The 26,054-nt window shown below is 38.1% G+C and carries 19 protein-coding genes; 12 read left to right on the forward strand and 7 right to left on the reverse strand.

The features are described from left to right. Positions 1-78 precede the first annotated feature (78 nt). Positions 79-2,532 carry a M14 metallopeptidase family protein gene (locus tag CRO15_RS05830; protein WP_097044883.1) on the reverse strand — a complete coding sequence of 818 codons (2,454 nt, stop codon included), beginning with the start codon at positions 2,530-2,532 and terminating at the stop codon, positions 79-81. Between the two features lie 151 nt (positions 2,533-2,683). Between CRO15_RS05830 and bshC the strand changes: the two genes are divergently transcribed. Then, positions 2,684-4,288, forward strand: coding sequence for a bacillithiol biosynthesis cysteine-adding enzyme BshC (gene bshC / locus CRO15_RS05835; protein ID WP_097044884.1), 1,605 nt, complete (start codon positions 2,684-2,686; stop codon positions 4,286-4,288). Continuing rightward, positions 4,288-5,682 (forward strand): ArnT family glycosyltransferase, encoded by a 1,395-nt coding sequence (locus CRO15_RS05840; RefSeq protein WP_097044885.1) that lies wholly within the window; start codon positions 4,288-4,290, stop codon positions 5,680-5,682. The genes bshC and CRO15_RS05840 overlap by 1 nt, the downstream gene beginning before the upstream one ends. Before the next feature lie 196 nt (positions 5,683-5,878). Here the strand turns inward: CRO15_RS05840 and pgmB are convergent, their stop codons facing one another. Further along, the gene (gene pgmB / locus CRO15_RS05845; RefSeq protein ID WP_097044886.1) at positions 5,879-6,538 is read right to left on the reverse strand and encodes a beta-phosphoglucomutase; all 660 of its coding nucleotides are present in this window, start codon (positions 6,536-6,538) and stop codon (positions 5,879-5,881) included. A gap of 208 nt (positions 6,539-6,746) precedes the next feature. Between pgmB and guaA the strand changes: the two genes are divergently transcribed. The 4 genes from guaA to CRO15_RS05865 are packed head-to-tail and all read left to right on the forward strand — an operon-like array spanning position 6,747 to position 11,323. Next, the gene (gene guaA / locus CRO15_RS05850) at positions 6,747-8,279 is read left to right on the forward strand and encodes a glutamine-hydrolyzing GMP synthase (protein ID WP_097044887.1); all 1,533 of its coding nucleotides are present in this window, start codon (positions 6,747-6,749) and stop codon (positions 8,277-8,279) included. Further along, positions 8,276-10,411 carry a LysM peptidoglycan-binding domain-containing protein gene (locus CRO15_RS05855; RefSeq protein ID WP_097045593.1) on the forward strand — a complete coding sequence of 712 codons (2,136 nt, stop codon included), beginning with the start codon at positions 8,276-8,278 and terminating at the stop codon, positions 10,409-10,411. The genes guaA and CRO15_RS05855 overlap by 4 nt, the downstream gene beginning before the upstream one ends. Then, positions 10,401-10,805 carry an OsmC family protein gene (locus CRO15_RS05860; protein WP_097044888.1) on the forward strand — a complete coding sequence of 135 codons (405 nt, stop codon included), beginning with the start codon at positions 10,401-10,403 and terminating at the stop codon, positions 10,803-10,805. Before CRO15_RS05855 ends, CRO15_RS05860 begins: the two co-directional genes overlap by 11 nt. Continuing rightward, positions 10,793-11,323 carry a DUF922 domain-containing protein gene (locus CRO15_RS05865; RefSeq protein ID WP_097044889.1) on the forward strand — a complete coding sequence of 177 codons (531 nt, stop codon included), beginning with the start codon at positions 10,793-10,795 and terminating at the stop codon, positions 11,321-11,323. The genes CRO15_RS05860 and CRO15_RS05865 overlap by 13 nt, the downstream gene beginning before the upstream one ends. An 86-nt stretch (positions 11,324-11,409) precedes the next feature. On the opposite strand, the gene CRO15_RS05870 is transcribed toward CRO15_RS05865, so the two are convergent. From CRO15_RS05870 to CRO15_RS05880, 3 genes are all read right to left on the reverse strand, one after another. Then, positions 11,410-13,050: a sulfatase family protein gene (locus CRO15_RS05870; protein ID WP_097044890.1), complete on the reverse strand. Its 1,641-nt coding sequence runs from the start codon at positions 13,048-13,050 to the stop codon at positions 11,410-11,412. Positions 13,051-13,116: 66 nt separating this feature from the next. Continuing rightward, positions 13,117-13,458, reverse strand: coding sequence for an avidin-fold protein (locus tag CRO15_RS05875; RefSeq protein WP_097044891.1), 342 nt, complete (start codon positions 13,456-13,458; stop codon positions 13,117-13,119). 54 nt (positions 13,459-13,512) lie between these two features. Then, on the reverse strand, positions 13,513-14,376 hold the full coding sequence (locus tag CRO15_RS05880) for a hydroxypyruvate isomerase family protein (RefSeq protein WP_097044892.1): 864 nt from the start codon (positions 14,374-14,376) through the stop codon (positions 13,513-13,515). A 46-nt stretch (positions 14,377-14,422) separates the two neighbouring features. Here CRO15_RS05880 and CRO15_RS05885 point away from each other — a divergent pair, with 46 nt between their 5' ends. The 3 genes from CRO15_RS05885 to yidC all read left to right on the forward strand — a co-directional run bounded on the left by CRO15_RS05885 (position 14,423) and on the right by yidC (position 18,300). After that, positions 14,423-14,659: a DUF3820 family protein gene (locus tag CRO15_RS05885; protein WP_097044893.1), complete on the forward strand. Its 237-nt coding sequence runs from the start codon at positions 14,423-14,425 to the stop codon at positions 14,657-14,659. A gap of 55 nt (positions 14,660-14,714) precedes the next feature. Next, the gene (locus CRO15_RS05890; RefSeq protein ID WP_097044894.1) at positions 14,715-16,349 is read left to right on the forward strand and encodes a CTP synthase; all 1,635 of its coding nucleotides are present in this window, start codon (positions 14,715-14,717) and stop codon (positions 16,347-16,349) included. 67 nt (positions 16,350-16,416) lie between these two features. After that, positions 16,417-18,300, forward strand: a complete 1,884-nt coding sequence (gene yidC, locus CRO15_RS05895; protein WP_097044895.1) for a membrane protein insertase YidC — start codon at positions 16,417-16,419, stop codon at positions 18,298-18,300. A 281-nt stretch (positions 18,301-18,581) separates the two neighbouring features. Here the strand turns inward: yidC and CRO15_RS05900 are convergent, their stop codons facing one another. After that, positions 18,582-21,068, reverse strand: a complete 2,487-nt coding sequence (locus CRO15_RS05900) for a fasciclin domain-containing protein (protein ID WP_097044896.1) — start codon at positions 21,066-21,068, stop codon at positions 18,582-18,584. Positions 21,069-21,142: 74 nt separating this feature from the next. Further along, entirely contained in the window at positions 21,143-23,020 is a 1,878-nt protein-coding gene (locus CRO15_RS05905) for a fasciclin domain-containing protein (RefSeq protein ID WP_097044897.1), read from the reverse strand. Between the two features lie 380 nt (positions 23,021-23,400). On the opposite strand from CRO15_RS05905, the gene mnmA reads away from it, so the two are divergent. The 3 genes from mnmA to CRO15_RS05920 are packed head-to-tail and all read left to right on the forward strand — an operon-like array spanning position 23,401 to position 26,047. Next, positions 23,401-24,591 (forward strand): tRNA 2-thiouridine(34) synthase MnmA, encoded by a 1,191-nt coding sequence (mnmA, locus tag CRO15_RS05910; protein ID WP_097044898.1) that lies wholly within the window; start codon positions 23,401-23,403, stop codon positions 24,589-24,591. Position 24,592: 1 nt separating this feature from the next. Next, entirely contained in the window at positions 24,593-25,537 is a 945-nt protein-coding gene (locus CRO15_RS05915; RefSeq protein WP_097044899.1) for an NAD(P)H-dependent flavin oxidoreductase, read from the forward strand. A 39-nt stretch (positions 25,538-25,576) separates the two neighbouring features. Beyond that, the gene (locus tag CRO15_RS05920) at positions 25,577-26,047 is read left to right on the forward strand and encodes a YfiM family lipoprotein (protein ID WP_133067216.1); all 471 of its coding nucleotides are present in this window, start codon (positions 25,577-25,579) and stop codon (positions 26,045-26,047) included. Positions 26,048-26,054 lie beyond the last annotated feature (7 nt).

Here is a 26,054-nt window from a genome sequence, read left to right on the forward strand (position 1 = left end):
AATTAATGATTTTTAACGACATATGGCAGTATTTTTGCCTTAGTCACAATATCTTTGGGTCTTTCGAAAAAAAAGATATTAATCCACCATAAAAAGGGCATTGGCAAAAAACAATTTCCCATTTTCCCAAAAACCTCTAAACAAAGGATTGTCCACCATATAGATTACTTGGCCCTGTCCATAATTTTGAGCACCAAAAACTAAGGTATTGCCTACTTTTTTCAATGCTTTGCTTCCTGCAAAACCAGAAACAGGAGTAGTATTGTTTTCCAAATAAACCGCGTTCCCATTTTTTAGGTAATCATAGCTTGCACTTCCCAATTTAAGTGTAAAATAATCTGTGCCATAGCCATAGGCCAAAGGGTGGGTATTGTCTACCTTGGTTTTAAAAATTGCTCCTGTTATGGCATTTTTAATATTCTCTCTTTGCGCATTCTTATGAGGTTTGGGTTTATTGGCAGTGGAATCTTTTTTTGTCTCTTTCTTTTTTATACCAAAACCTTTTTCACCATCAATGGCATTTATGGAACCGCCCATTGCAATGATTTTACCACCACCTTTCACCCAATCCTGTAATTTTGTTAACTGTTTTTCTTTGAAGAAATTACCATAGTTGCCACTTGGCAGCACCAGAATATGATAGTCTTTTAAATCTACATTGTTAGCATAGTCGCTGTTCAATACTGTAATTGGGTAATGCAGTTGTTGCTCAAAAAAGTGCCAGATTTCACCAAACCTTAATGTAGAGGTTGGTTTGCCAGATAAAACTGCAATTTTAGGTTTTGTGATCATTTGAACATAAGAGGAACCAAAATCCTTTCCGGAATCTACAAAGCCAGTTTTTGAATTTGTAATCTCCTTCTTGTATTCATTGGCGGTTTTTGTCAAAACAGCAATGAAATCCGTTTTATTCTGATTATCTGCCTTGGTGATTATTAAACTACCTCTCTTAAATGATTTTCCTTCAATGGAAAAAGGATGATCGGCTTTGCGAACCCTAATGCCATTTTTTAAAAGTGTTGCAAGAAAACGAGCATCCTTCATACTGTTCCAATCTGCTATATAGGCATAACTATTTGGGTTGACACTGTTATTTGTTATTGGGTCGACTGAAGAATCATTGCCGGAACTACTAATTAACGAATTTGATGCAACCGCATTAAGACCATAGGCATAGGGTAGCGACCAAGCCGTAATGTCGTATGTCAATGAATCACTTAGCTTAGCATTTGGTTCAAACAGTACTTTTACCAGTGTTCCCTTAGGTTGGTTTGTAGAAACGACCAAGCTGTTATTTGATGTGGTCATATTGCCATTGCTTCCAGTGGTGTAATTAAAACCCTTCACCGTGCCTTTTGAAGCAGCACTATACTCAATTTTATGTTTTGCCAACAAATCCTTTAAAGCATTAATTTTATCCTCATCACCGTTGAGCACGTAGCTTTTATACTTAAAATCTCTTTTTTGATAGAATTTTTTAAACTCAGAATTCAGTTTTTTGGCATTTTTTGAAGCCACCTCTACAGTGGATAACCCTGTGGTATGATGATGAGCTAATCTATCTTTTAGGGTTAAAGTATCTCCAATTTTGGTAATAACACCAAGACCACCACGTCCGCTGCCACCTTGCTCATAAGTCATACCAATGGCTCCGTTATAGGTAGGGTAGGTGTCCCCGTAGCTTGGATAGAAAAGATCAAAAATTTCTTTGGTAAAATAGAACCATCCGTTGGCATCAAAGTACTTGGCGTGATTTTTACCCAATGTAACCTGAAAATCGCGTTGAAAATCTGTTATCACTTCGTGATAAGGCTCAGCCGCAGGGGCAAAATAATAGGGATTGTCCACTCCTTGTTCATGAAAATCAACATGCACATGGGGCAACCAATCGTTATAAACTTTCATCCGTTGCTGGCTTTCCACCTGTGTAAGCCAAGCCCAGTCTCTATTTAAATCGAACATATAATGATTGCTACGCCCATTCCACCAACCTTCATTATGCTCCTTACTATTTGGGTCCACTTGGTATGGCGAATTTTTATATTGATTGTACCAATTGCTATATCGGTCACGCCCATCAGGATTTATACAGGGATCCATAATGACAACGGTATCTTCCAAATAAGAACTTTTGGATGTCAATAAATCATAAATGGTCTGCATGGAAGCTTCGGTGCTCACACTTTCATTTCCGTGAACGTTATAGCTTAGCCATACTATTGCTTTTGACGAGTTTCCAGAACCTTTCGTGTCTTTCAAATGCTCTGTTCTAATGTTTTCCAGATTGGAAATGTTTTCAGAAGAAGACACATAGGCCAATAACAAGGGTCTACGTTCATTGGTTTGCCCATAAATGGTAAGTTTAACCCTGTCAGGCGCCTCTTTGGCTAAATATTCATAATAATCTACCACTTCATGGTGCCTTGTAAATTCAGTACCTAGTTTATATCCTAAAAACTCAGAAGGGGATTTGAGTTGTGCAGAAGAAATAAAAGAAAACAGGAAGAACGATAAAAGTAAAAATCTTGTCATTTAGTTAGAATTAGTCCTTCCAAATCTAACAATAAATTGAAGAACAATCACCTTCTTTTCCATGACTTCAGATCAGGCTAATAAGCAATTAACGTATTTTTAGGAGAAGAAAAAAAGAAGAGGATTATCTTTAACGCGATATTTCAACTGAATGGAAGTAGATTGTATACCTTTTAAAGAAACGGGTTATTTCTCTAAACTTATTTGTGATTATTTAGACCAGAAAAAGGAACTGAAACCTTTTTTCGGCCACTTTCCAGATATAAAGAACTTCAAGGTACAGATTGCGGAAAAGGAAGCTAATTTTCCTGAAGCACATAGACCAATTTTGGTTGATGTACTTAGAACACAGTATAAAAGCTTTGAAGTTTCGGAAGCTACATCGGAACATATAGCTTCATTGGAAAAAAAAAATACGTTTGCCGTGGTTACCGGGCATCAGTTGAACCTGTTTACCGGGCCGTTGTATTTTCTATACAAGATTATATCCACCATCAACCTTACCAAACAATTAAAGGAAGTCTATCCCAAGCACAATTTTGTTCCGGTGTATTGGATGGCTACGGAAGATCATGACTTTGATGAGATCAATTACTTCAACTTTCAAGGGAAGAAAGTACAATGGAACCTTGATGCTTCCGGTGCGGTAGGTAAATTGAAAACCGATGGTTTAGATAGCGTTTTTAATACGTTTTTCCAAGAATTGGGTAATTCTACTAATGCCAACCAATTGAATGAGCTTTTTCAAAAAGCATATTTGGGACATTCAAACCTTACTGATGCCACTCGATTTTTAGCCAATGCACTTTTTGGTGAACACGGTTTGGTAATTATTGACGGTGATGATGTTGCTCTGAAAAAAATATTGACACCTTACGCTGAAAAAGACATTTTTGAAAACACCGCGTTTCAGAAAGTTTCTGAGTCGATTGAAGCATTAAAACAGGTTTCTTCTGATTACACAATTCAGGTAAACCCAAGGGAAATTAATTATTTCTATTTGGTGGATGGAGTTCGGGAACGGATTGTGGAGAAAGAGGGAAAATATGTGGTAAATAATACCGAGATTCAATTTTCACAAAGTGAATTGAAAGAAGAACTTAAAAATTGCCCGGAACGATTTTCTCCAAATGTTATAGCAAGACCTTTGTATCAAGAAGTGATTTTGCCCAATCTATGTTATATTGGAGGAGGAGGAGAGTTGGCCTATTGGTTAGAACTAAAATCATATTTTCAAACAATGGAAATTCCTTTTCCAATGCTATTGCTGCGAAATTCTGCTTTGGTGCTCACGGAAAAACAGGCAAAAAAAGTCGAGAAATTAGATTTAACGGTTTCCAATTTGTTTTTAAAGCAGAACAGTTTTATCAACAAGAAAATTCGGGAGATTTCCAATATTGACATTGATTTTTCCGAACAGAGAAAACTTTTGGAAGAACAGTTTGAGTCTATGTACAAACTGGCTAAAGAAACCGATGAAACCTTTTTAGGAGCTGTTAAAGCTCAAGAGGTAAAACAAAAGAATGGGTTGGATGCCCTTGAAAAACGTCTTTTAAAGGCCCAAAAAAGAAAACTGAAAGACCATGTTATTCGAATGACCGACCTTCAGAACGAACTTTTCCCGAATCAGTCCTTACAAGAACGACAACTTAACTTTTCAGAACTCTACTTGGAGTTTGGTGTTAAGCTTGTTCCGTTTCTCGTGGATCATCTTAATCCAACGGCTAAAGGATTTTCAATATTGAAAATTGAGTAATGACGGGTTTTATCACCAAAAGCAAAATTACCTGGCCCCTTGCTTTATTTTCCGTTTTATCGATTGTCCTCATCAGTTATTTGAAAAACTCTTTGGAATTGGAAGATGCAGAGCAAGCTTATTATTCCCAATGGTGGCGGTGGGGATATGATGACCAGCCTCCGTTGTACACTTGGCTGCAAAAAATTGTCAATTACTGTTTTGGGGTCACCAAGTTTTCGTTCTCTTTGCTAAGGGGACTACTTTTTGCTTCAATTTTACTGTTGTTGGCCAAGTTTGGAAAAAAGGTGCTTGATGAAACAAAGAAAGCCCAGTTGGTAATGTTGGCTTCGGTTTTGATTCCTGTGTTTATTGATTTTGCCTTTAGGAGACTTTCGCACACATTATTGGCAAGTTTGACCATAATGATCACCTATCTGATCGTAGCCAAACTGGTTCAAAAAAAATCTTCTTACAATTATCTATTGTTGGGAGTGGCTATGGGCATTGGAATGCTTGCAAAATATAATTATGCGCTTTTTCCGGCTTCACTTTTTATTGCTTCTTTTTTTAATGCCGACCTTAAGGCAATTATTTGGAATAGAAGAGTCTTGTTGTCATGCATAGTTGCAGTTGCTTTGGTGTTCCCTCATTTATATTGGTTGTTGCATGATGGGTATTTGATTGAAATAAAAAGAAGCTTGGGAGCAAAGTTTGGAGACTCAGACCCTGGAATAATAGTAGTAGGCCCTATTTTAAAAATGAGTAAAGCACTTTTGGAAGGAATGTTGCCCATACTTTTATTGCTAGTTGGATTGTTTTTCTTCAGAAAAAAGAATCTCCAAACTAACAAGAAATTGAGATGGCTGTTGCATTTAGGAATTGTACAGTTTGGAGTGTTGCTCATCTTTTTTGTGTTGATGGATGCCCAAGATGTTCACGGTAGATGGTTGCTTCCACTCTTATTACCTTATTTGGTATTATTTGTAGCGTTTCTGGGTTCTATAAAGAACAATTATATAAAATGGGGAACTATTATTTACATTTCTGTTTTATGCTTTCAGGTTTTAAGAACACCATTGGAAAAACTTTTGGGGATTAAGTCAGATATACATTTTGAATATACAGCACTAGAGCAAAAACTCCATAAAGAATTTCCAAAAGAAACCTGGGTGTTGCCTAATGTAACCTATGGAGGACAGATTCGATTGCTGGACCCTACTAGGAAAATTTTCACGTTGGACGATTTTTCTGCCACTCTCCCTAAAACTTTTAAAAATGGGTGTAGTGTTGTGAGTACTCAAAAAGAAAGCTTTACTTCAACAGCTGTTGATAGCTTACTTCAATATGGGCCAGATGATGATGACCTCTATTTTTTTAAGGTCGATTTAACCTCTGAGATACCCTTTGAGTAACTTTTTTTTAAAAAAATAAAAAAACAGGTAGGGTATTTTGTTACCTGGTTGTTCTATTAGAGAAAATTGCTATGAAAATTTTTTAAAAAAATATGAGGTAAACTCATATGTTTAGGTTGGTTTTGATTTTATTAAAAGCCCCGGAGTGGTTCCCGGGGCTTTTGTTTTTTAAGTGAAATTTTAACCTAGTTGATTGTTAAAACAATTCCTTGAAATACGCCTTCACCTCAAAAAGCGTTGCCTGCTCCATGGTATCAAAACGCAAATCGGCATGGCCTACTCGTTCCTCTGGGCCAATGCCCACACTATAAAACCCACCCGCTTTAGCAGCATCAATACCACTTTCTGCATCCTCAAAAACGATACACTCTTCTGGTTGAAGTTTCATTTTTTCTGCCCCAAAAAGGAAAATATCTGGTGCTGGCTTGCTGTTAGATACACTATGGCCGTCCCCAATAACATCAAAATAAGGATTTGCATTCAATTGCTTCAAGACCTTTTCGGCATTTTTACTGGCACTTCCCAATGCAACCGCAAAACCTTCGGTTCTTAAATGTGTTAAAAGTGCCTTGGCTCCAGGAAGATAATCTTCTGAAGTCATGGTTTCCAAGCTGGCAACATAAATATCATTTTTTTTGGCGGCCAGTTCTTCCAGTTTATGCTCCTCCAATGTCGTATTGTTATGCTCCAAAATCACTTTTATGGAGTCGGTTCGGGATATGCCCCTAAGTTTATCGTTGACATCATGGTCAAAGGCCCATCCCATTTCATCTGCCATTTTTTTCCAAGCAACATAATGCAATGCTGCCGTGTCTGTAATGACCCCATCTAAATCGAAGATAAATCCTTTGATCATGACTAATGCTTTGGTTTGTGTTTAGGGAAGCAAAGAAATGACGAAAAATGTTAAGAAAAAAACTACATAACATTATATTCAATTCAGGTTTTTTACCAAATACCTGAAAACAAGCAAGCTTCGTTTGTGTTGATAAGCCTTTAAAAAAGTTCTGAAAATATACCTGAAAAGATACTTTTTCAACTGCGGCAAATTGCTATTTTTGCCCATGCAGAACAACGTACTTATCCTAGACTTTGGTTCCCAGTACACACAGTTGATCGCAAGACGCGTCAGGGAACTCAATATTTACTCAGAAATAAAACCATACAACAACCCTCCAAAGGATTTATCACAGTATAAAGCTGTGATTTTATCAGGTTCTCCGTTCTCGGTAAGAAGTGAAAATGCTCCGCATCCCGATCTATCGGAAATAAAAGGGAAAAAGCCTTTGTTGGGTATTTGCTACGGTGCCCAATATCTTTCCCATTTTCACGGTGGTAATGTGGCTCCTTCGGCTACAAGGGAATATGGCCGGGCCAATCTGTCTTACGTAAAAGATGGAGAAGGTTTTCTTGATGGATTGAATGAGGGAAGCCAAGTATGGATGAGCCATAGCGACACCATCAAACAATTACCGGAAGGAGCTGTTCATTTGGCGAGTACCCATGATGTTGAAAACGCTGCGTTTAAGATAGAAGGGGAACAAACTTATGGGATCCAGTTTCATCCAGAAGTATATCATACCACAGATGGTAAAAAGCTTTTGGAGAACTTTTTGGTTAACATTGCGGGATTAAATCAGGATTGGACACCAGATGCCTTTATTGAAACCACGGTTGCTGAGCTTAAGGAGAAGATAGGTGATGAAAAAGTAATCTTGGGACTTTCCGGAGGTGTAGATTCCAGTGTAGCAGCTATGTTATTGCACAAGGCTATTGGAGAACATCTGCACTGTATTTTTGTAAACAATGGATTGTTGCGCAAAAATGAGTTTGAAAGCGTGTTAGATCAGTACAAGCATATGGGTTTGAACGTGAAGGGCGTAGATGCTTCGGCACGTTTTTTGAATGCTCTGAAGGGAGAATCAGACCCCGAAGGGAAAAGAAAGATTATTGGAAGGGTATTTATTGAGGTTTTTGATGATGAGGCCCACAAGGTTGAAAATGCAAAGTGGCTGGCACAAGGTACCATTTACCCAGACCGTATAGAATCGGTGTCGGCAAGTGGAGGCCCATCAGCAGTAATCAAAAGTCATCACAATGTTGGCGGATTGCCCGATTATATGAAACTGAAGATTGTGGAACCACTACATTTATTGTTTAAAGATGAAGTGCGAAGGGTTGGAAAGAATTTGGATATGGATCCAACCATATTGGGCAGACACCCATTTCCAGGCCCAGGCTTAGGAATTCGTATTCTGGGTGACATTACCGCCGAAAAGGTGTCTATTTTACAGGAAGTTGATGCGATTTTTATTGAGGGGTTGAAAAAATGGGGACTTTATGATAAAGTCTGGCAGGCCGGAGCCATGCTTTTGCCCGTAAATAGTGTAGGAGTTATGGGAGATGAACGTACATATGAGAAATGTGTCGCGCTACGGGCAGTAGAAAGTACAGACGGAATGACCGCGGATTGGGTAAATTTACCCTACGAATTTTTACAAAAGACCTCCAATGATATAATAAATAAGGTCAAAGGCGTTAATAGAGTAGTGTATGACATTAGTTCTAAGCCACCTGCAACTATAGAATGGGAATGAAAAAATATATTTTAAGACTGGGTATTGTTGTCTTTTTATTGACTTCAATTCAGGTTTCTGCCCAAAAGTATACCACACATGCGGTTAAAGAAGGGGAGACGTTACAGAGTATTTCTCAAAAGTATAGGGTTACTCCTTATACTATTTTGCAATCCAATAAGGAATTAAAAACTGCCGCAGATGTAAAGGTCAATACTATTCTGGTCATTCCTCTTGATGGATCTGTGATTACCCAAGGAAATGAACCAAAAGAGGAGAATGTAAAAGAACAGGAAAAACCTCTTGGATTTTCAAGGCATAGAGTCAGAAAAAGAGAGACTCTTTTTGGACTTACCCAGAAATATGATATTACCGAAGAACAATTAAAACGGTACAATAGACAATTATATGCAGAGCCCTTAAAAAAGGGTATGATTTTGCAGATTCCTAAATTCCCAGAGCGCATAGAGGAAGAAGAGCAGGAACTCGATTTTGAGACCTATACGGTTTTGCCCAAAGAGACTAGATGGAGTATTGCCCATAAATATGGGATAACAGTGGATAGTTTGGTTGCCTTGAATCCGGATTTAAGTAAAACGTCTGATTATTTGGCCATGGGCCAGGAATTGAAATTGCCAAGACCGAAAGGAGATAGCTTAAAAGACCAACAGGTTGATTTGTTCACTTCTTTTACCGTGCCACCCAAACAAACTTTGTATAGTTTAGGGAAAGAATACGGTATTCCCTCAGATTCTATCGTTAAACTGAATCCTGAAATTATGGAACGCGGGGGGTTGAAGGAAGGCATGATTATTCGGTTGCCAAAGAAAAGGGATACATCGGGAGAGGTAAATACGGAGAACTTCATTTTTTACGAGGTAAAACCAAAGCAGAATATTTTTAGGCTTACCCAAAACCTGAAAATTACTAGAGATGAATTGTTCCGGTTAAATCCAGATTTGGAAAACGGCTTAAAAGCTGGAATGGTATTAAAACTTCCCAAGGAAAATGCAGAAGGATTAGAAGTCAAAAATGCATTGGTCATAGATAAGATCAATCTTATTGATAGTGTTAACACGGAAAACAGGCCAAAATTGGTTTTTATGCTGCCTTTTAGGCTAGATCGGGTCAATTTTAGCGATAGGAAAAAAACAATCAATCAAATTAAAAACAGAAAAGACGTCAATGTTAGCGTTGGATTCTATTCTGGAGCCATGGTTGCCATGGATTCCATAAAAAAAATGGGAATTTCGGTAGATGTAAAAACGTATGATACAGAACGAAATCAGGATAAAGTAAAAGAGATTTTCTTTAGGGAAAACTTTATTGGGGTCAATGCCATTATTGGACCATTATTGCCAGATGCCTTGGATGAAGTAGCTGTACAGGCAGCTTCTAAAAATATACCAGTGGTTGCACCCATAACTTCGAATAGTGGGTTAAGCCATAACAATGTGTTCTTTTCCGTGCCAAAAGATGATGTCCTTAGGAAAAAGATGTTGTCCTACTTGGAAAAAAAATATACAGACCAGAATGTGGTGATCATTGCAGATTCTACCCATCAAGTGGCGCTTGATTCCATTTTGACCAAATTCCCTGCAGCTCAAATAGCCAAGATAATTGAGAACAAGTCCCTCCATTTGGATGAGTTTTTGATTCAATTGTCTGAGAAAAAAGAAAATTGGGTTTTTGTAGAGACAGCACAACCTAATATGGTTTCAAGCGTGAGTTCCATTTTAAATTCAGCCATTACTGAAGATGTATCGGTAAGAATGTTCACTACTAATTTTAATAGCGCTTTTGAAGAGGATGCCGTTCAAGTGACGCATCTGTCCAATTTGAAGTTTTCTTATCCATCTTTTTATAGGGAGGCATCAAATGATGCTTTTACCAAAGCATATCGTAAGCGTTATAAAGGATTAAAACCTGATCGTTACGCGGTTCGCGGTTTTGATGTAACCTTTGATGTTTTATTGAAACTGGCTCACAAGAATAATCTTTTTGAAACCTCAAAGATTATTGGACTAACGGAATATACAGGAAATAGCTTTAATTATTTTAATGATTGGACCTCTGGCTATTACAACAAAGCCTGTTATTTAATGGAGTATGATAGTTTAAGAATAAAAGAAATAAAATTAGATGACCTCTAAAGTAACCTATACCGGAGAACTTAGGACTACTTGCTTGCACCTAAGATCCAACAATGAATTTATTACTGATGCACCAGTAGACAATAATGGAAGGGGAGAAGCTTTTTCACCAACAGATACTGTCGCCACGGGCTTGGCGAGCTGTATGCTTACTATGATGGGAATAAAAGCAAGAGACCTAGAAGTAGATTTGGCAGGAGCGACCGCAGAAGTAACCAAACATATGGAGGCGAACCCTAGACGAATTTCAAAAATTGAAGTAAAGATGGAGTTGCCGGGCAATATTTCTGAAAAGCATCGGAAGGTTTTGGAAAATACAGCCAACACATGTCCAGTTCATTATAGTTTACATCCAGATATTGAAAAAATAATTGAATTTGATTGGGTAAAATAACAGCTATAGGATGCTTTCTATTCTTTTCTTTCTTGGGATTTTCCCAAGAAATTGAAGAAGGTGTTTTATGGAGTCCTGAATTAAGGCTTACATGGTCAGATTTTAGAGGTAAAGTGCCCCCAGCTTCCGTTCCGGCTGCCACTACCGCAAGCGGAATCAGTTATAAATATTCAGCTAACCTTATTCATCATGAGGTGGAATTGGATTTTGAGGTAAACGCCTTTTTTTACCCTAATGAATCTTGGTATAAACCTGAAGTTTGTGACGATTTAATTCTAAGTCATGAACAACTCCATTTTGATATTTCTGAACTTTTTGCCCGCAAAATGAGAGATAAATTGGAGCGCACCTCATTTTCGGATAATGTAAAAGCCGAAATCCGAAAAATATATAGGGAGATTTTGGAAGAGCTCCAAAAGTTTCAAGAACAATACGATTGGGAAACCAACTTTTCCAGAAATGCACAAAAACAATTGGAATGGAACAAGAAGATTGCCGAGGCATTAAAAAAAGATTAAAAATAGCTTTTAACTTATGATCTCCAGTTTTTAAACCTTGATTTTACTTCAAAAAAAACCTTTTGTAGGTCCATGTTCGTTTCTTATCATTTTTTAGATTTCTTCTTATTGTAAGAATCGATGAACTTCCGATCTAGTTCTGGGGAATCCTTGTACTTTTTACGCAAAGCATCAAGCTCTTTTTTTAGTTGATCAACAACCGAACTATATTCTGGATTAGCATACACATTGTTCATTTCGTTGGGGTCTTTTTCAAGATCATATAATTCCCATTCATCAACATCATGATAAAAGTGCATGAGTTTGTGCGTTTTTGTTGCAATTCCATAATGCCTTTTTACGGCGTGCTCTGCAGGGTATTCATAATAATGGTAATACACACCATCCCTATCCCATATTTCCGTATTTCCGGTTAACAAAGGAATTAAACTTTCTCCTTGCATGTCTTCGGGCGCTGATATTCCAGCTGCTTCCAAAAAGGTTTGTGCAAAATCAAGATTTTGAACCATTTCATCACTTGTGGTTCCCGGCTTTATTTGGTTTGGCCATTTAATTAGCAGGGGAGTCTTAAAAGATTCGTTATACATAAAACGCTTATCAAACCATCCATGTTCACCCAAGTAAAAACCCTGATCCGAAGTATAAATCACGATAGTGTTTTTGGCTAAATCATTTTTATCTAGATAATCCAAAACCCGTCCTACATTGTCATCCACAGAAGAGATGCATGCTAAATAGTCTTGAATATACCTTTGGTATTTCCAACTGGTTTTTTCTTGATCGTTCATTTTGGGCCAATTTTCCTTAAAATGATTTGTGATAGAATCAACAACTGGCTTGTACAATTGTAACTGCTCTGGATTCATACGATAAAAATCCCCCCCATTAAAAAGTCTTGTATTCCTTGGATCGGTGTCTACCTCCATTTCGGCCAAGGTTTCTGGAAATACTTTGCAGTCATAGCTAAGCAACATATGCTTAAAAATGTTCATCTCAGCAGTTTTAGCAGCTGTTCCTCTATTTTGATAGTCATCAAAAAGGGACTCAGGCTCCGGAAATTTACGTTTGGAAAACGCTTTGAACTTTGCTGCATTTGGCCACCATGCTCGGTGCGGGGCTTTATGTAGATAGAGCATTAAGAATGGTTTCTCTGGATTTCTTTTGGTATCCAACCAATCTAGTGTGAAATCTGTAATAATGTCCGTGGCATACCCGGTTTTTTGAATAGTGTCACCTTTGGTGGTTATAAAATCTGGGTTAATATAGCTTCCTTGCCCCGGGACTATTTTAAACTCGTCAAAACCTTTTGGGCTATTCCCAAAATGGAGTTTCCCGAACATTGCGGTTTGATAACCAGCTCTTTTAAATAATTGGGGGAAGGTAACTTGTGTTGTATCAAAAGGAGTGAGGTTATCAATTTTTCCGTTCAGGTGGGTATGTTTTCCGGTAAGAATTGTGGCTCTAGACGGAGCACATATAGAGTTGGTGACAGAGGCATTGGTAAAGAGCATACCTTCTTTAGCGATTCTATCAATATGAGGAGTTTTGATTAAGGTGGTATCATACGCACTTATAGCTTGATACGCATGATCATCAGACATGATGAACAAAATATTGGGCCTATTGGTACTTTTAGAATCTTCTTTACCATTTTCCACACCTGTGTTTTTACATGATATAGTAGTACACAGTATTAGAGTAAATGTCAAGAATTGTCTTTTGAACATAAAGATGGTTTTTAGAAAGGTTATTGTCTTAATTGGGTTGTTTTTTACTTAATATTTTGATTGAAATTAAATCTGTTCAAAAATGTTTGTGCCCGACTGCCCTGGTCTTGAATCCCATTTGAAATACTCTGTCAATCTAATTTTTCCTTTATTTGAGGTTGAAATTTCTCCAGTTGAGGAACCATTGTCCAACCTTCCATCTACTTGCAATTGACAATAGCTAAACTTTAAGGTATTGCCCTTCAAATTGCCTACAAGGAACCCTTTGACTATTTGACCGCCAGTATATTCGGCATGGATTAGATTGTCATTTTGTGTAAAAATAAATATGGTCTCTTTATTTACCACACCATTATTAGAGGTTTTGATAACATTCATTTTAACCTTGTTCAAACTAATTTTTGTCATTTAAAATTATGTTTACCAATGTTAAAAACATGCTGGGGCATTTAATAAAGTAACCTAAATATCGCATCTAACAAAGGCATCCTTCAATGCTTCAATTTTATCATCCCAAGTAGGAATAAACTCTTGGGCCACGTATCCAGTATAACCGGTTTCTTGAATGGCTTTCATGATGGCAGGGTAGTAAAGCTCTTGGCTTTCATCAATTTCATTACGCCCAGGAACCCCTGCCGTATGATAGTGTCCCAAATACTCATGGTAGGTTTGAATAGTTTTGATAATATCCCCTTCCTGAACTTGCATATGGTAAATATCATAAAGCAGTTTAAAATTGTCACTGCCTAAATGTTTGCATAGTTCTACTCCCCAAAGTGTGCTATCACACATGTAGTCGGGGTGGTTTGTCTGGTTAAAAAGTTCCATTTGAATAACCACTCCATGTTCCTCTGCCAGGGGCATGATTTTGGAAAGTCCATCAACACAATTTTGCAAGCCCACATAGTCATTCATTCCATTTCGATTGCCACTAAAGCAGATAAGGTTGGTATACCCAGCCTTGGCTACTTTAGGAATCATTTCAGTATAATTTTTAATTAGGATTTCATGGTTTTTTGGATTGTTCCATCCTTCTGTCAAACTTATTTCAGCTCCATTGCACATAGAACAATGAATATCATATTTTTTGAGCAGCGGCCAATCTTTGGGGCCTATTAGATCAATGGCCTTAATTCCCATCTCGCTCAGAATTTTCAAGAATTCTTCCAAAGGAAGATGGCCAAAGCACCATTGGCAAACACTATGGTTGATGTTATTTTTTAGTTTAAAGTCTTTACTCATTTTTGTGGTTTGCGCCATTGATTTTGTACTTATAATTCCCGCTGCGCCGATTGCTGAAGCAGATATGAAATTTCTTCTCTTCATTATTGATGATATTTAAACCAAGAAAGATAGTATTTTAGGCATACAAATGGAAATTAAACCAAGTAAAGAAAAGTTACTGGAAATGGCACATTATAGAATGCCATTTGGGAAATATAAAGATCGTTATTTGGTCGATTTGCCATTACCTTATTTGGTGTGGTTCAGGCAAAAAGGGTTTCCCGCAGGAAAATTAGGTGAATACCTTACCACTATGCTGGACATTAAAGAAAATGGCCTGGAACCTTTAATTAGGAAAATCCGAAAAGAATTTCCCAAGGAATGATTCTGTTTTCCACTTGCAATTTGTAACTTTACACCCCGTAATAGAAATCCCAAATATGTCACAGACAAAGTACATTTTCGTTACGGGGGGCGTTACTTCTTCTTTAGGTAAAGGAATTATCGCTGCATCTTTGGCCAAGTTACTTCAAGCCAGAGGATACCGGACCACCATACAGAAATTAGACCCGTATATCAATGTAGATCCGGGAACGTTAAACCCATATGAACATGGTGAGTGTTATGTAACCGATGATGGCGCTGAGACTGATCTTGATTTAGGACATTACGAGCGATTTTTGAATGTACGAACCTCGCAGGCCAATAATGTGACTACTGGAAGAATTTACCAAAGTGTTATTGAAAAAGAACGCAAAGGTGAATTTTTGGGAAAGACGGTCCAAGTGGTTCCGCATATTACCAATGAGATTAAGGAGCGTATCCAGATTTTGGGAAAAAGTGGCGATTATGATATAGTTATTACAGAAATAGGGGGTACTGTAGGTGATATAGAATCTTTACCTTATATAGAATCTGTAAGACAATTGCTGTGGGAACTAGGCGATAACAATGGAATTGTTATCCACTTGACTTTGGTTCCTTTCTTGTCAGCAGCCGGTGAATTAAAAACCAAGCCTACTCAGCACTCGGTAAAAACTTTGATGGAGAGTGGGATAAAAGCAGATATTTTGGTGTGCAGAACGGAGCATCAGATTTCGGATGATATCAAGAAAAAATTGGCTCTTTTCTGTAATGTAAGACAGGAGGCTGTTATTCAGTCCATTGATGCCTCTACTATTTATGATGTTCCTATTTTGATGCAGGAAGAGGGATTGGATATCGTGGCCTTGGAAAAATTGGCACTTTCAAATGATGCAGAACCTAATCTAGATCTTTGGAAACAATTTCTTACAAAGCACAAAAATCCCAAGCATACAGTAACCATTGGCTTAATCGGTAAATATGTTGAGCTTCAAGATTCCTATAAATCTATTTTGGAATCCTTTATACATGCAGGGGCCGCAAATGAAGTAAAAGTTGAAGTTAAATCTATTCATTCTGAACATTTGTCAGCGACTAAAGTTGATGAAAAACTAAAGGGCCTTGATGGAATTTTGGTTGCCCCAGGTTTTGGGGAACGTGGCATTGAAGGAAAAATAATGGCGGTGCAATATGCCCGTGAAAGCAATATTCCCTTTTTAGGTATTTGCTTAGGAATGCAGATGGCAGTTATTGAATTTGCGCGCAATGTATTGGGGTTAAACGGAGCAAATAGCACGGAAATGGATGAGCAGACTGTGTATCCGGTCATCAACTTAATGGAAGAGCAGAAATTGGTCACCGATATGGGAGGAACCATGCGTTTGGGGGCTTGGGATTGTAAACTTAAGAAAGATAGTCTGGTGCATGGTGTTTATGGCAGTGATGAAATTGCTGAAAGACATAGACATCGCTTTGAATTCAATAACGACTATAAAACCCAAATGGAAGAGGCAGGATTGTTGGCAACCGGCTTTAATCCCAAAACTGGCTTGGTAGAGGTTATTGAAATTCCGTCGCATCCTTGGTTTGTGGGGGTACAATATCATCCAGAATATAAAAGTACAGTGGCCAACCCTCATCCTTTGTTTGTTGGTTTTGTAAAAGCGGTTTTAGCACAAAAACAGCAACAAACTAATGCCAGTTTGGCATAAACTGCGGTTTTGGACATATATTTGCCACCTGAAAAGGCAAATAGAAGATTTTCACTAAATAACTTTCATGGAAGAAAAGAAGTTGGATATCAATTCCATTATTGGATTTGTATTGATTTTTGGAATACTCGTTTTTATGTTTTACCAAAATCAACCCACACCAGAAGAGTTGGAGGCACAAAAGGTTGAACAGGCAAAAGTTGAAGCCGAGGCAAATGCCAAAGAAGTTGAGGCTGCAAAAGTTGTGGAGGAGGATAAGCCCACTCAGATAAATTTACAAGACTCTGTTGCTGTGGCCAACTATAAAAGCTCAGTGGGGGCTTTTGGTTTTACTGCCGCATCTGAAGGGTCAACTGTGCTTGAGAACGAAGTACTCTATTTGGAAGTTGCCAACAAAGGAGGACAGATTATTGAAGCAAAAATGAAAAATTTTGTGACTTATGATTCTGTGCCTGTTTACTTGGTAAAGAATGCTAATGCGGATTTTGGAATTAATTTCTCTACAACGGATAACAGGGTACTTAACACCAAAGATTTGTTTTTTGAACCATCCCTTACCAAAAGTGGAGATAATCAAGTGCTTTCCATGAAAGCAAAAGTTGATGATAATCGTTTTTTAGAATATCGTTATGAAATGAAACCTGATGATTATTTGGTAGATTTTACCATTAGGTCACAAGGGTTGAATGGTGTGATTAATTCAGGTCGTCCTATTGATTTGGAGTGGAATTTAAAAGGCATCAGGCATGGTAAAAGCGTAAAATATGAGAATCGTTATACTCGGTTGACCTATAACCATGATGATGACAAAATCAGTAAGCTTTCAGAAGCTAGTGAATTGGATGAGGAAACCGAAGAGGATGTAAAATGGTTATCTTATCGTCAACACTTCTTTAGTACAATTTTGGCTACTGACGATCATTTCAAAAGTGCTGCATTAAGTTCTAAAAATTTGGTTGAGGAGGAAAGTAAGGAAACCCATTTTACAAAAGAATATGCTACAAAAGCACCGTTGGAATTACAGGGTGGCGAGCTTGTACAAAATATGCATTGGTATTATGGGCCAACCGATGTTAAGGTATTGGAAGAATATAAAGATTTGGGATTGGTAGAATCTATTCCCTTTGGATGGGGCATCTTTGGATGGATCAATAGATTTGTTTTTACACCTTTCTATAACTTTTTAAGTTCTTTCTTGCCCTTTGGTATAGCAATTATTGTGATGACCATTTTGGTGAGATTGGCTTTATCACCTGTTACCTATAAATCATACTTGTCCCAGGCCAAGATGAAGGTATTGAAGCCTGAGATTACCGAAATCAACGAGAAGTATAAGGACAATGCCATGAAAAAGCAGCAAGAAACCATGAAGCTGTATGGTAAGGCTGGCGTAAGCCCAATGAGTGGATGTATTCCAGCGTTGCTACAGTTGCCCATTTTCTATGCACTGTTCATGTTCTTTCCTACTTCTTTTGCGTTAAGGCAGAAATCATTCCTTTGGGCAGAGGATTTGGCATCTTATGATTCCATTTTTGAATGGAGTACAAATATTCCCGTGATATCGAGTTTCTATGGAAATCACGTGAGTTTGTTCCCAATTTTAGCTTCCATCGCTATCTTTTTCTATATGACAATGACCACAGGGCAAAGTATGCAGATGCAACAGCAACCTGGTATGCCCAACATGAAGTTTATTATGTACCTATCTCCACTTATTATGTTGATTTTCTTCAACAATTATGCGAGTGGACTGAGTTTGTACTACTTCATCTCCAACTTGATTACCATCTTTATTATGCTGGCCATCAAGAACTACATTTTGGATGAAAATAAGATTCATGCCCAGATTCAAGAGAACAAGAAGAAGCCTAAAAAGGAAAACAAGTTCCAGAAGAAGATGCGTGAAATGATGGAACAGGCTGAAGCTCAAAAGAAGGCAGGAAAACGTTAATCCCACTTCCCGAAAATAAAAACTCCCCCATGAATGTGGGGGAGCTTTCACCATTGATAGGTATAGTTTGGAAAGATTTGGGACTTCAAAGATGTCACATATTACTTGCCTAAAAAATTAATAGTTGTAAAGGGTGCTTTTTTGTATGGTAAAGAGACCACTTTTGATGTGTCATCGATAAACGGTAATCCCTTATAGATAAAGGAACTCCCCTAATATATATTAAGGGAGTTGTTTTGTAATATTTGACCTACAAAAACATAGGCCAAAACTTTTCCAAATTAGTGAAGTGCATCCAAAACTTCCTGAGGCAAGAGTACTTTATTGATGACATGTACTATGCCATTACTTGCCTCATTATCTGGTCCTTTCACTTTGGCATCCACATGGGTCTTATCCCTGATGAATATTCCATGGTTAATAATTGCAAATAGAGATTCTCCCTGAACCGTATGAAATTCCTGATGGTTATGGATATCTGATGAAGCGACCGCAGAACCGGATACTACGTGATAGGCGAGAATTTTAGAGAGGAGTTCTTTTTCAGCTTCAGTATCAAAATCATCTAAGCTGTTGTATTCATCACCCAATGCATGTAAAAGGTCTGTAAACGCTTTGTTGGTCGGGGCAAATACTGTAAAAGGACCATCTCCACTCAACACCTCTACTAAACCGGCATCTGCTTGAATCAAGGCATTCACCAACAGGCTCAAATCATCTACGGATTGTGCCAATTCAACAATATTGGGAGTAGGAGGGAACAGAATATCCAAAACTTCTTGTGGTAGAAGGACTTTATTGATTACATGTACTACTCCATTGCTTGCTTCCACATTTGGAAGCACAACTGTGGCATTTTTGTCTGTTGCATCAGTAATGTGAACGGTTCCATTTTTTATATTGACACCTACATTTCCCCCTTGCACGGTAGTGATATGCTGACCATCATAAAGATCAGTAGAGAAAGCAGCTGTACCAGAAACCACATGATAGGTGAGTACTTTGACAAGGATTGCTATTTCTTCATCTGTATCAAAATCACTAAGACCATGGAAACCAAGAAAATCCAATAAATCTTTGAAAGCTTGATTCGTTGGTGCAAAAACGGTAAACGGACCATCGCCACTTAAAGTTTCCACAAGTCCGGCATTGGCAGTTTGCAATGCTTTAACCAACAGACTGAGGTCATTGGTTTCAATTGCAATCTCAACGATGTTCTTCAATTGCAGAGAAGCGACAAAATCTATGGCAACTTGAGGTAATAAAACTTTGTTTATTACATGAACTACTCCATTACTTGCTTTAACATTTGGAAGAACCACTTTGGCATTCTCGTCAGAAGCATCCACGACATGAACGTAATCATCCTTTAAACTAATTCCGAGGTTATCTCCCTGTACGGTTAAAATATGCTGACCATCAGATAGATCTGTGGAAAAAGCAGCAATATCGGGAACCACATGGTAAGTTAGAATGGCTACCAATAGATCTATTTCTTCTTGAGTGTCAAAATCTGAAAGACTGTTGTAATCATCTCCCAAGGCATCTAACAATGCCCCAAATGCCTCATTGGTTGGTGCAAAAACGGTAAACGGCCCATCACCACTTAAAGTTTCCACAAGTCCGGCATTGGCGGCTTGCAATGCTTCGACCAATAGGCTTAGGTCATCAGTTTCAATGGCAATTTCTACAATATTCTTGAGTTGCAAAGAGGCTACGAAGTCTACAGCTGCTTGGGGTAGCAATACTTTGTTTATAGTGTGGGCAACTCCATTTGAAGCCAAAATATCTGTGCCGGTTATGCTTGCATTGGAATCCGAAGCATCTCCGATAACGAAAGTTCCATCTTCATCAATAACCGACAAAGAGTTTTCCGGAAATGCTGTTGCTACGTCCCCAGCTGCTAAATCTGCTTCAAGCACTTTAGCTGGTACTACATGATACAATAAAATGTTCTTTAATAATTCAATCTCATCAGGGGTATCAAAATCGTCTAAACTCATATAGTCATCACCAAGTGCCATTAACAAGGCTTCAAAGGCATCATAAGTAGGTGCAAACACTGTGAATGGCCCTTCACCATTTAAGGTGTCCACTAAATCTGCTTTAATAACGGCAGCTTCCAAAGAAGACAATGCTTCGGTACCAACTACAATATCGACTAGGGTTCCAGTAGTGTTGAGGGCATCAATAATAGCTTGTGGAAGCAAAACCTTGTTAATCACATGTACTATACCGTTGGATGCGGATACATTTGGAAGAACCACTTCAGCATCATTATCTGTGGCATCATCAATAAAAACCCCATTATTCAAATTAATAGTTAGATCTTCACCTTGAACCGTAGTGATGGTTTGTCCATCTGAAAGGTCTCCAGAGGCTGCTGCTACACCGGCAACTACATGGTACTGAAGAATTGTTGCTAAAAGTGCTCTTTCCTCATCAGTATCAAAGTCATCTAATGAACCAAAACCATCCAGATTTTCTAAAAGATCTGTAAATGCTTCGTTGGTTGGAGCAAAAACAGTGAAAGCCCCATTTCCATTCAATGTTCCAATAAGGTCAGAATCTTCATTTTCATCTGCTTTGGCCAGAGCTGAGACCAATGAACTTAAGTCATCCGTTTCTTGGGCAGTTTCAACAATGGTTTTGGAATCTTCCACTCCGTCATAAACGGATTGCTCGTCATCTTTGTCACAAGAACTAACTAAAAATGTTGCAAAAAGCAGCATTAGGAGATAGGTCCTAAATTGTAGTAAATTTTTCATTTTAATAGTGTTTAAATAGTTATGAAATTAGTGGGATGAAAAGAGGCCATGCATAGATGGCCCCTTTCTATTTTCTAGTTTGTGGTATCTGGAAGCAATACTTTATCCAAGACATGGATGACACCATTTATGGCTTGAACGTCAACGGCATCAATTCCAATTCCCATATTACCAGCTCCATCCGTTACGTCGGCAATGTTCTCATTTGTGCCTGGTAATGTAATGGTAAAGGTGTCTCCTTCCAATGTGGCAGGTGTAACCGTATCTCCATTGGCAGTAAGATCTCCGGAGCGGATATTTGCCCCAGCAACTACATGATGCTGCAGTATTGGAATTAAATCTGCTTCTGCTGGGATGGCGGTAAGTGCATCAAAGGCAGCATTGGTGGGTGCAAAAACTGTAAAGGGATCATCGCCATTTCCATCCTGTGCAGATAATACTGAAACAAAATCCGTACTTGGTGTAAGTTCCGTTAGTGCCTGTACCAAAGTAGAAAAGTTAGGATCTGCAGTTGCAAAGGTTACAACAGTTGGCAAATCAATAACAGCATCAACAGCATGAATGACCCCATTGGTGGCTACAATATCTGCAATGGCCACTGTGCTTGTTCCATTTAACTTGACACCGTCGTCAGTATTAATGTACAAACTCAAGTTTTCATCAGTATCAAATTCTGCTGCAGTTGTTACATAAGAATTAGTCAATCCAGAAGAGAAAGCTGCGGCACCCACTACCACATGATTTGATAGAATAGCGTTCAAATCATTTGAATTTGGATTTGTGAAAGCGTCAAAAGCGGTGTTAACCGGTGCAAATACGGTAAAGCTTTCCTCCTCATCTGAAAGTAAATCGGTGAAGGTCATGTTTCCACCTTGGGTAAGGGCACCAACCAAAGAAGTAAGGTTTGGATTGGCCAAGGCATGATCTACGATGTTGGGGAGGTCAATAACAGCATCTACAACATGAACTACCCCGTTTAATGCTTTTACATCTGGCGTTGCAACCGAAGATGCCCCATTAAACTTAACTCCGTCGGAAGTATCGAAGAAGATACTTATGTTTTTATCTTCTGCTCCGGTTGCCATAGTTTTGGTATATCCAGAACCAAGTCCATCCAAGTCAGATTTGAACAAAGCTCCATCAATAACGTGGTTCAACAATACATTGGTTAATACGTCAACAGGGATATCTCCTAATTCAGCGCCATCAAGAAAAGTTGTAAATGCTTCATCGGTTGGAGCTAAAACGGTAAAAGGTCCGGTTCCACGCAATACGGTAGGCAAATCTCCATTGGCAGCAGTAAGAGCTGCAACCAGATTCTGAAGATTTTCATTGCCAATAGCCAAATCTGTAATGGGAACCAAAATGATGTCAGCTAGTGTATCTAGTATGGACTGAGGTAGCAATACCTTATTAATGATATGTACTATACCGTTGGAGGTTTCAACATTTGCTGCAGTTACTTCGGAGTTGGAAGTTGTTGCATCACCAATAAATACCCCACCTTGGGTGGAAACTTCCAAAGTACTTCCTTGAAGTGTTGTCAGGGTTTGTCCGTCAGATAAATCTGTAGACAGAGCGCCTACACCTGGAATTACATGGTAGGTAAGAATAGTTGCCAACAAATTTTGAAGCTCTTGGGTGTTAAAATCATCCAAGGAATCATAACCGTCCAGTTGAGCAAGTAAATCTGCAAAGGCAGCATTGGTAGGCGCAAAGACCGTGAAAGGCCCATCTCCGCTTAAAGCACTAATTAAATCATTATCGGCGCTTTCATCGGCTTTTTGCAAGGCACTTACCAAGCTGCTTAAATCTGCAGTAGATTGTGCGGTTTCCACAATATTATCAATTTTTTGAGGAGGTTCAACTGTTCCGTCATCATTGGAACAAGAAGTAAGAATCAGAAGTAGGCATAAAAAAGGAATTTGGGATAGTTTAACTAGTGCTTTCATGAGATTGTTTTTAGATTATCCTAATTGTTTAATGTTAGAAAGATAATATTAAACAAAATAAATATCTTTTGTTTATTGTTTTTTATGAAAACTTTAACAAAAAATACAATAAAGTATATAAAGTTATATATATCAATAGGTTAAATATTTTGCGTGTAGTGTTTTATAATATATATTCTGGATTTAGTAATTAGGATAATATTTTAATGTTTAATATTTAAATTAAAATATATAACAAAATAATAGTGAATTGTAACTGAACATATAGATTTGGTAAAGTGATACTTGAATTGGATTTATTTTTTGATAAAAGATGAGAGTCTATTTATGAAATGGTATTCACAAGGTCATTTTGTATTTTTGCATATTCAATGTAATAGATGAAAAAGGTAGTTATTGGACTTTCTGGAGGTGTTGACTCAAGCGTTGCTGCTTATTTGTTAAAAGAGCAAGGCTATGATGTCATTGGCTTGTTTATGAAGAATTGGCATGATGATTCTGTAATCATATCTGAAGAATGTCCTTGGGTAGAAGATAGCAATGATGCGCTCATAGTTGCAGAAAAGCTAGGAATCCCATTTCAAACAGTTGATTTGAGCGAAGAGTACAAAGAACGCATTGTGGATTATATGTTCAATGAATATGAAAGGGGTAGAACACCTAATCCGGATGTTTTATGCAATAGAGAGATAAAGTTTGATGTTTTTCTAAAAATTGCTCTTCAGCTGGGAGCCGATTATGTCGCCACTGGACATTATTGTAGAAAGGGGACTATTTTAAATGAGGATGGTTCGGAAATATATCAGTTGTTATCCGGTAAGGATCCTAATAAAGATCAGTCCTATTTTTTATGTCAGCTTTCTCAGGAACAACTGGCAAAAACTTTATTTCCCATAGGTGATCTTCAAAAATCAGAAGTAAGAAAGATTGCGGCAGACAATGACCTTATCACTGCGGATAAAAAAGATTCACAAGGATTGTGTTTCATTGGAAAAGTTCATCTACCAGAATTTTTACAACAGAAGCTAAAACCTAAGAAAGGTGTTATTGTTGAGGTACCGAGTGAGGCAGAACATTTCTCTGTTTCAACTCCTAATTTTAAAAACAAGGTTGCTGAATTGGCTTTTCAAGCTGAGAAACCCAAATACTCTTTAGCGGATGGTAAAGTGGTGGGAGAGCACCAAGGTGCTCATTATTTTACAATTGGTCAACGTAAAGGGTTGAATGTAGGCGGAACTAAAGAACCACTGTTTGTAATAGAGACAGATGTAATTGAAAATGTCATCTACACCGGCCAAGGAAAATCGCACCCAGGTTTGTTGAGGAATACACTTTTTGTAAAGGAAGATGAACTCCATTGGGTGAGAAGGGATTTAGCTTTAAAAGTAGATGAAACCATGGTGGTGGTGGCCAGAATCAGATATAGACAACCCTTACAATCTGCAATTTTATATAAAACAGATAATGGACTCTACGTGGACTTTAAGGAAAAACAATCCGCAATAACCGAAGGTCAATTTGTAGCCTGGTACCTGAATGATGAATTAATCGGCTCGGGGGTAATTTCATAATATGGGTAAGAATAGAATCACGCAACTTTTTGATATAAAACATCCCATTGTGCAGGGAGGCATGATTTGGACGAGTGGGTGGCGATTGGCATCAGCAGTTTCCAACGCTGGTGGACTTGGTTTATTGGGGGCAGGTAGTATGTACCCTGATGTTCTTCAGGAACACATTGATAAATGCAAGAAAGCCACTGATAAACCTTTTGGGGTTAACATTCCAATGCTATATCCAAATATTGAAGAGTTGATGGATATTATTGTCCGCAATGGGATTAAAATTGTGTTTACATCTGCGGGAAACCCTAAAACATGGACCAATTTTTTGCAAGAGAACGGGATTACTGTTGTTCATGTGGTCAGTAGTGTCAAATTTGCCCTTAAAGCTCAGGATGCTGGTGTAGATGCTATAGTTGCGGAAGGGTTTGAAGCCGGTGGCCATAATGGCAGGGATGAGACTACAACTATGGTTCTGATTCCTTCGGTAAAAGAAAAAATAGATATTCCCTTGATTGCTGCAGGAGGCATTGCAACTGGAAGTGCTATGCTGGCTGCCATGGTTTTAGGTGCGGATGGTGTGCAAGTGGGTAGTAGATTTGCAGCAAGTATTGAGGGTTCTTCGCATGATTTGTTCAAAGAACAAATTGTTTTGGCCAAAGAAGGAGATACCCAATTGACTTTAAAAGAATTGGCTCCGGTTCGGTTGCTCAAAAATAAGTTCTATCAAAATGTGCAAAACGCCTATGCCCAAGGTGCTACTGTTGAGGATTTGAAAAATCTTCTGGGAAGGGCGAGAGCAAAACGAGGTATGTTTGAGGGAAATCTAGAAGAAGGAGAATTGGAGATTGGACAGGTTTCTGGTCTAATTCATGAAATAAAACCTGCTAAGGAAATTACAAATGATTTAATCACCGAATTTGAACTGGCAAAAAAGAGAGCTGGAAACCTTTAGAATATCTAGTTAGTTAAATTTCTTTACTTTTACTGCGCGATGAGAACACTAATCCCCACATTAGTCCTTTTTATGTTCGTCCTGAATTCCTATGGACAGATAGAACGCGATAAAGCCCTTCACTTTTTGGGCGGTAACCTCTTTGGTTTAGTTGGTGCGGGAATAGCCAAACAAGCTTCGGATGGCAATAGAACATGGACTTTTATAGGGTCTGTTGCTGGAAGTGCTTTAATTGGTGTTGCTAAAGAAGCAGTTGACTCCGGTCAAAGAGAAAATGGATGGGACAATGATGATTTGGCCGCTACAGTTTTGGGTGGTATTACCGTTGGTGTATCCATTGAAATTTTTTCTAAGAAGCGCAACAAAAGAAGACCTATGGGGAGCCTGACCACACAACGCTTCAATAGGGATATTTTTAAAATAGATATGGAAGCGAATAAAGCATTTGTAATTAGTACAGAACTTCCCAATTTCAATTCTTTAGGTTTTTCTAGCTTACTTTCAGAATAGGTTTATT

The organism is Flagellimonas pacifica, from assembly GCF_900215465.1.
Classification (GTDB): domain Bacteria; phylum Bacteroidota; class Bacteroidia; order Flavobacteriales; family Flavobacteriaceae; genus Flagellimonas; species Flagellimonas pacifica.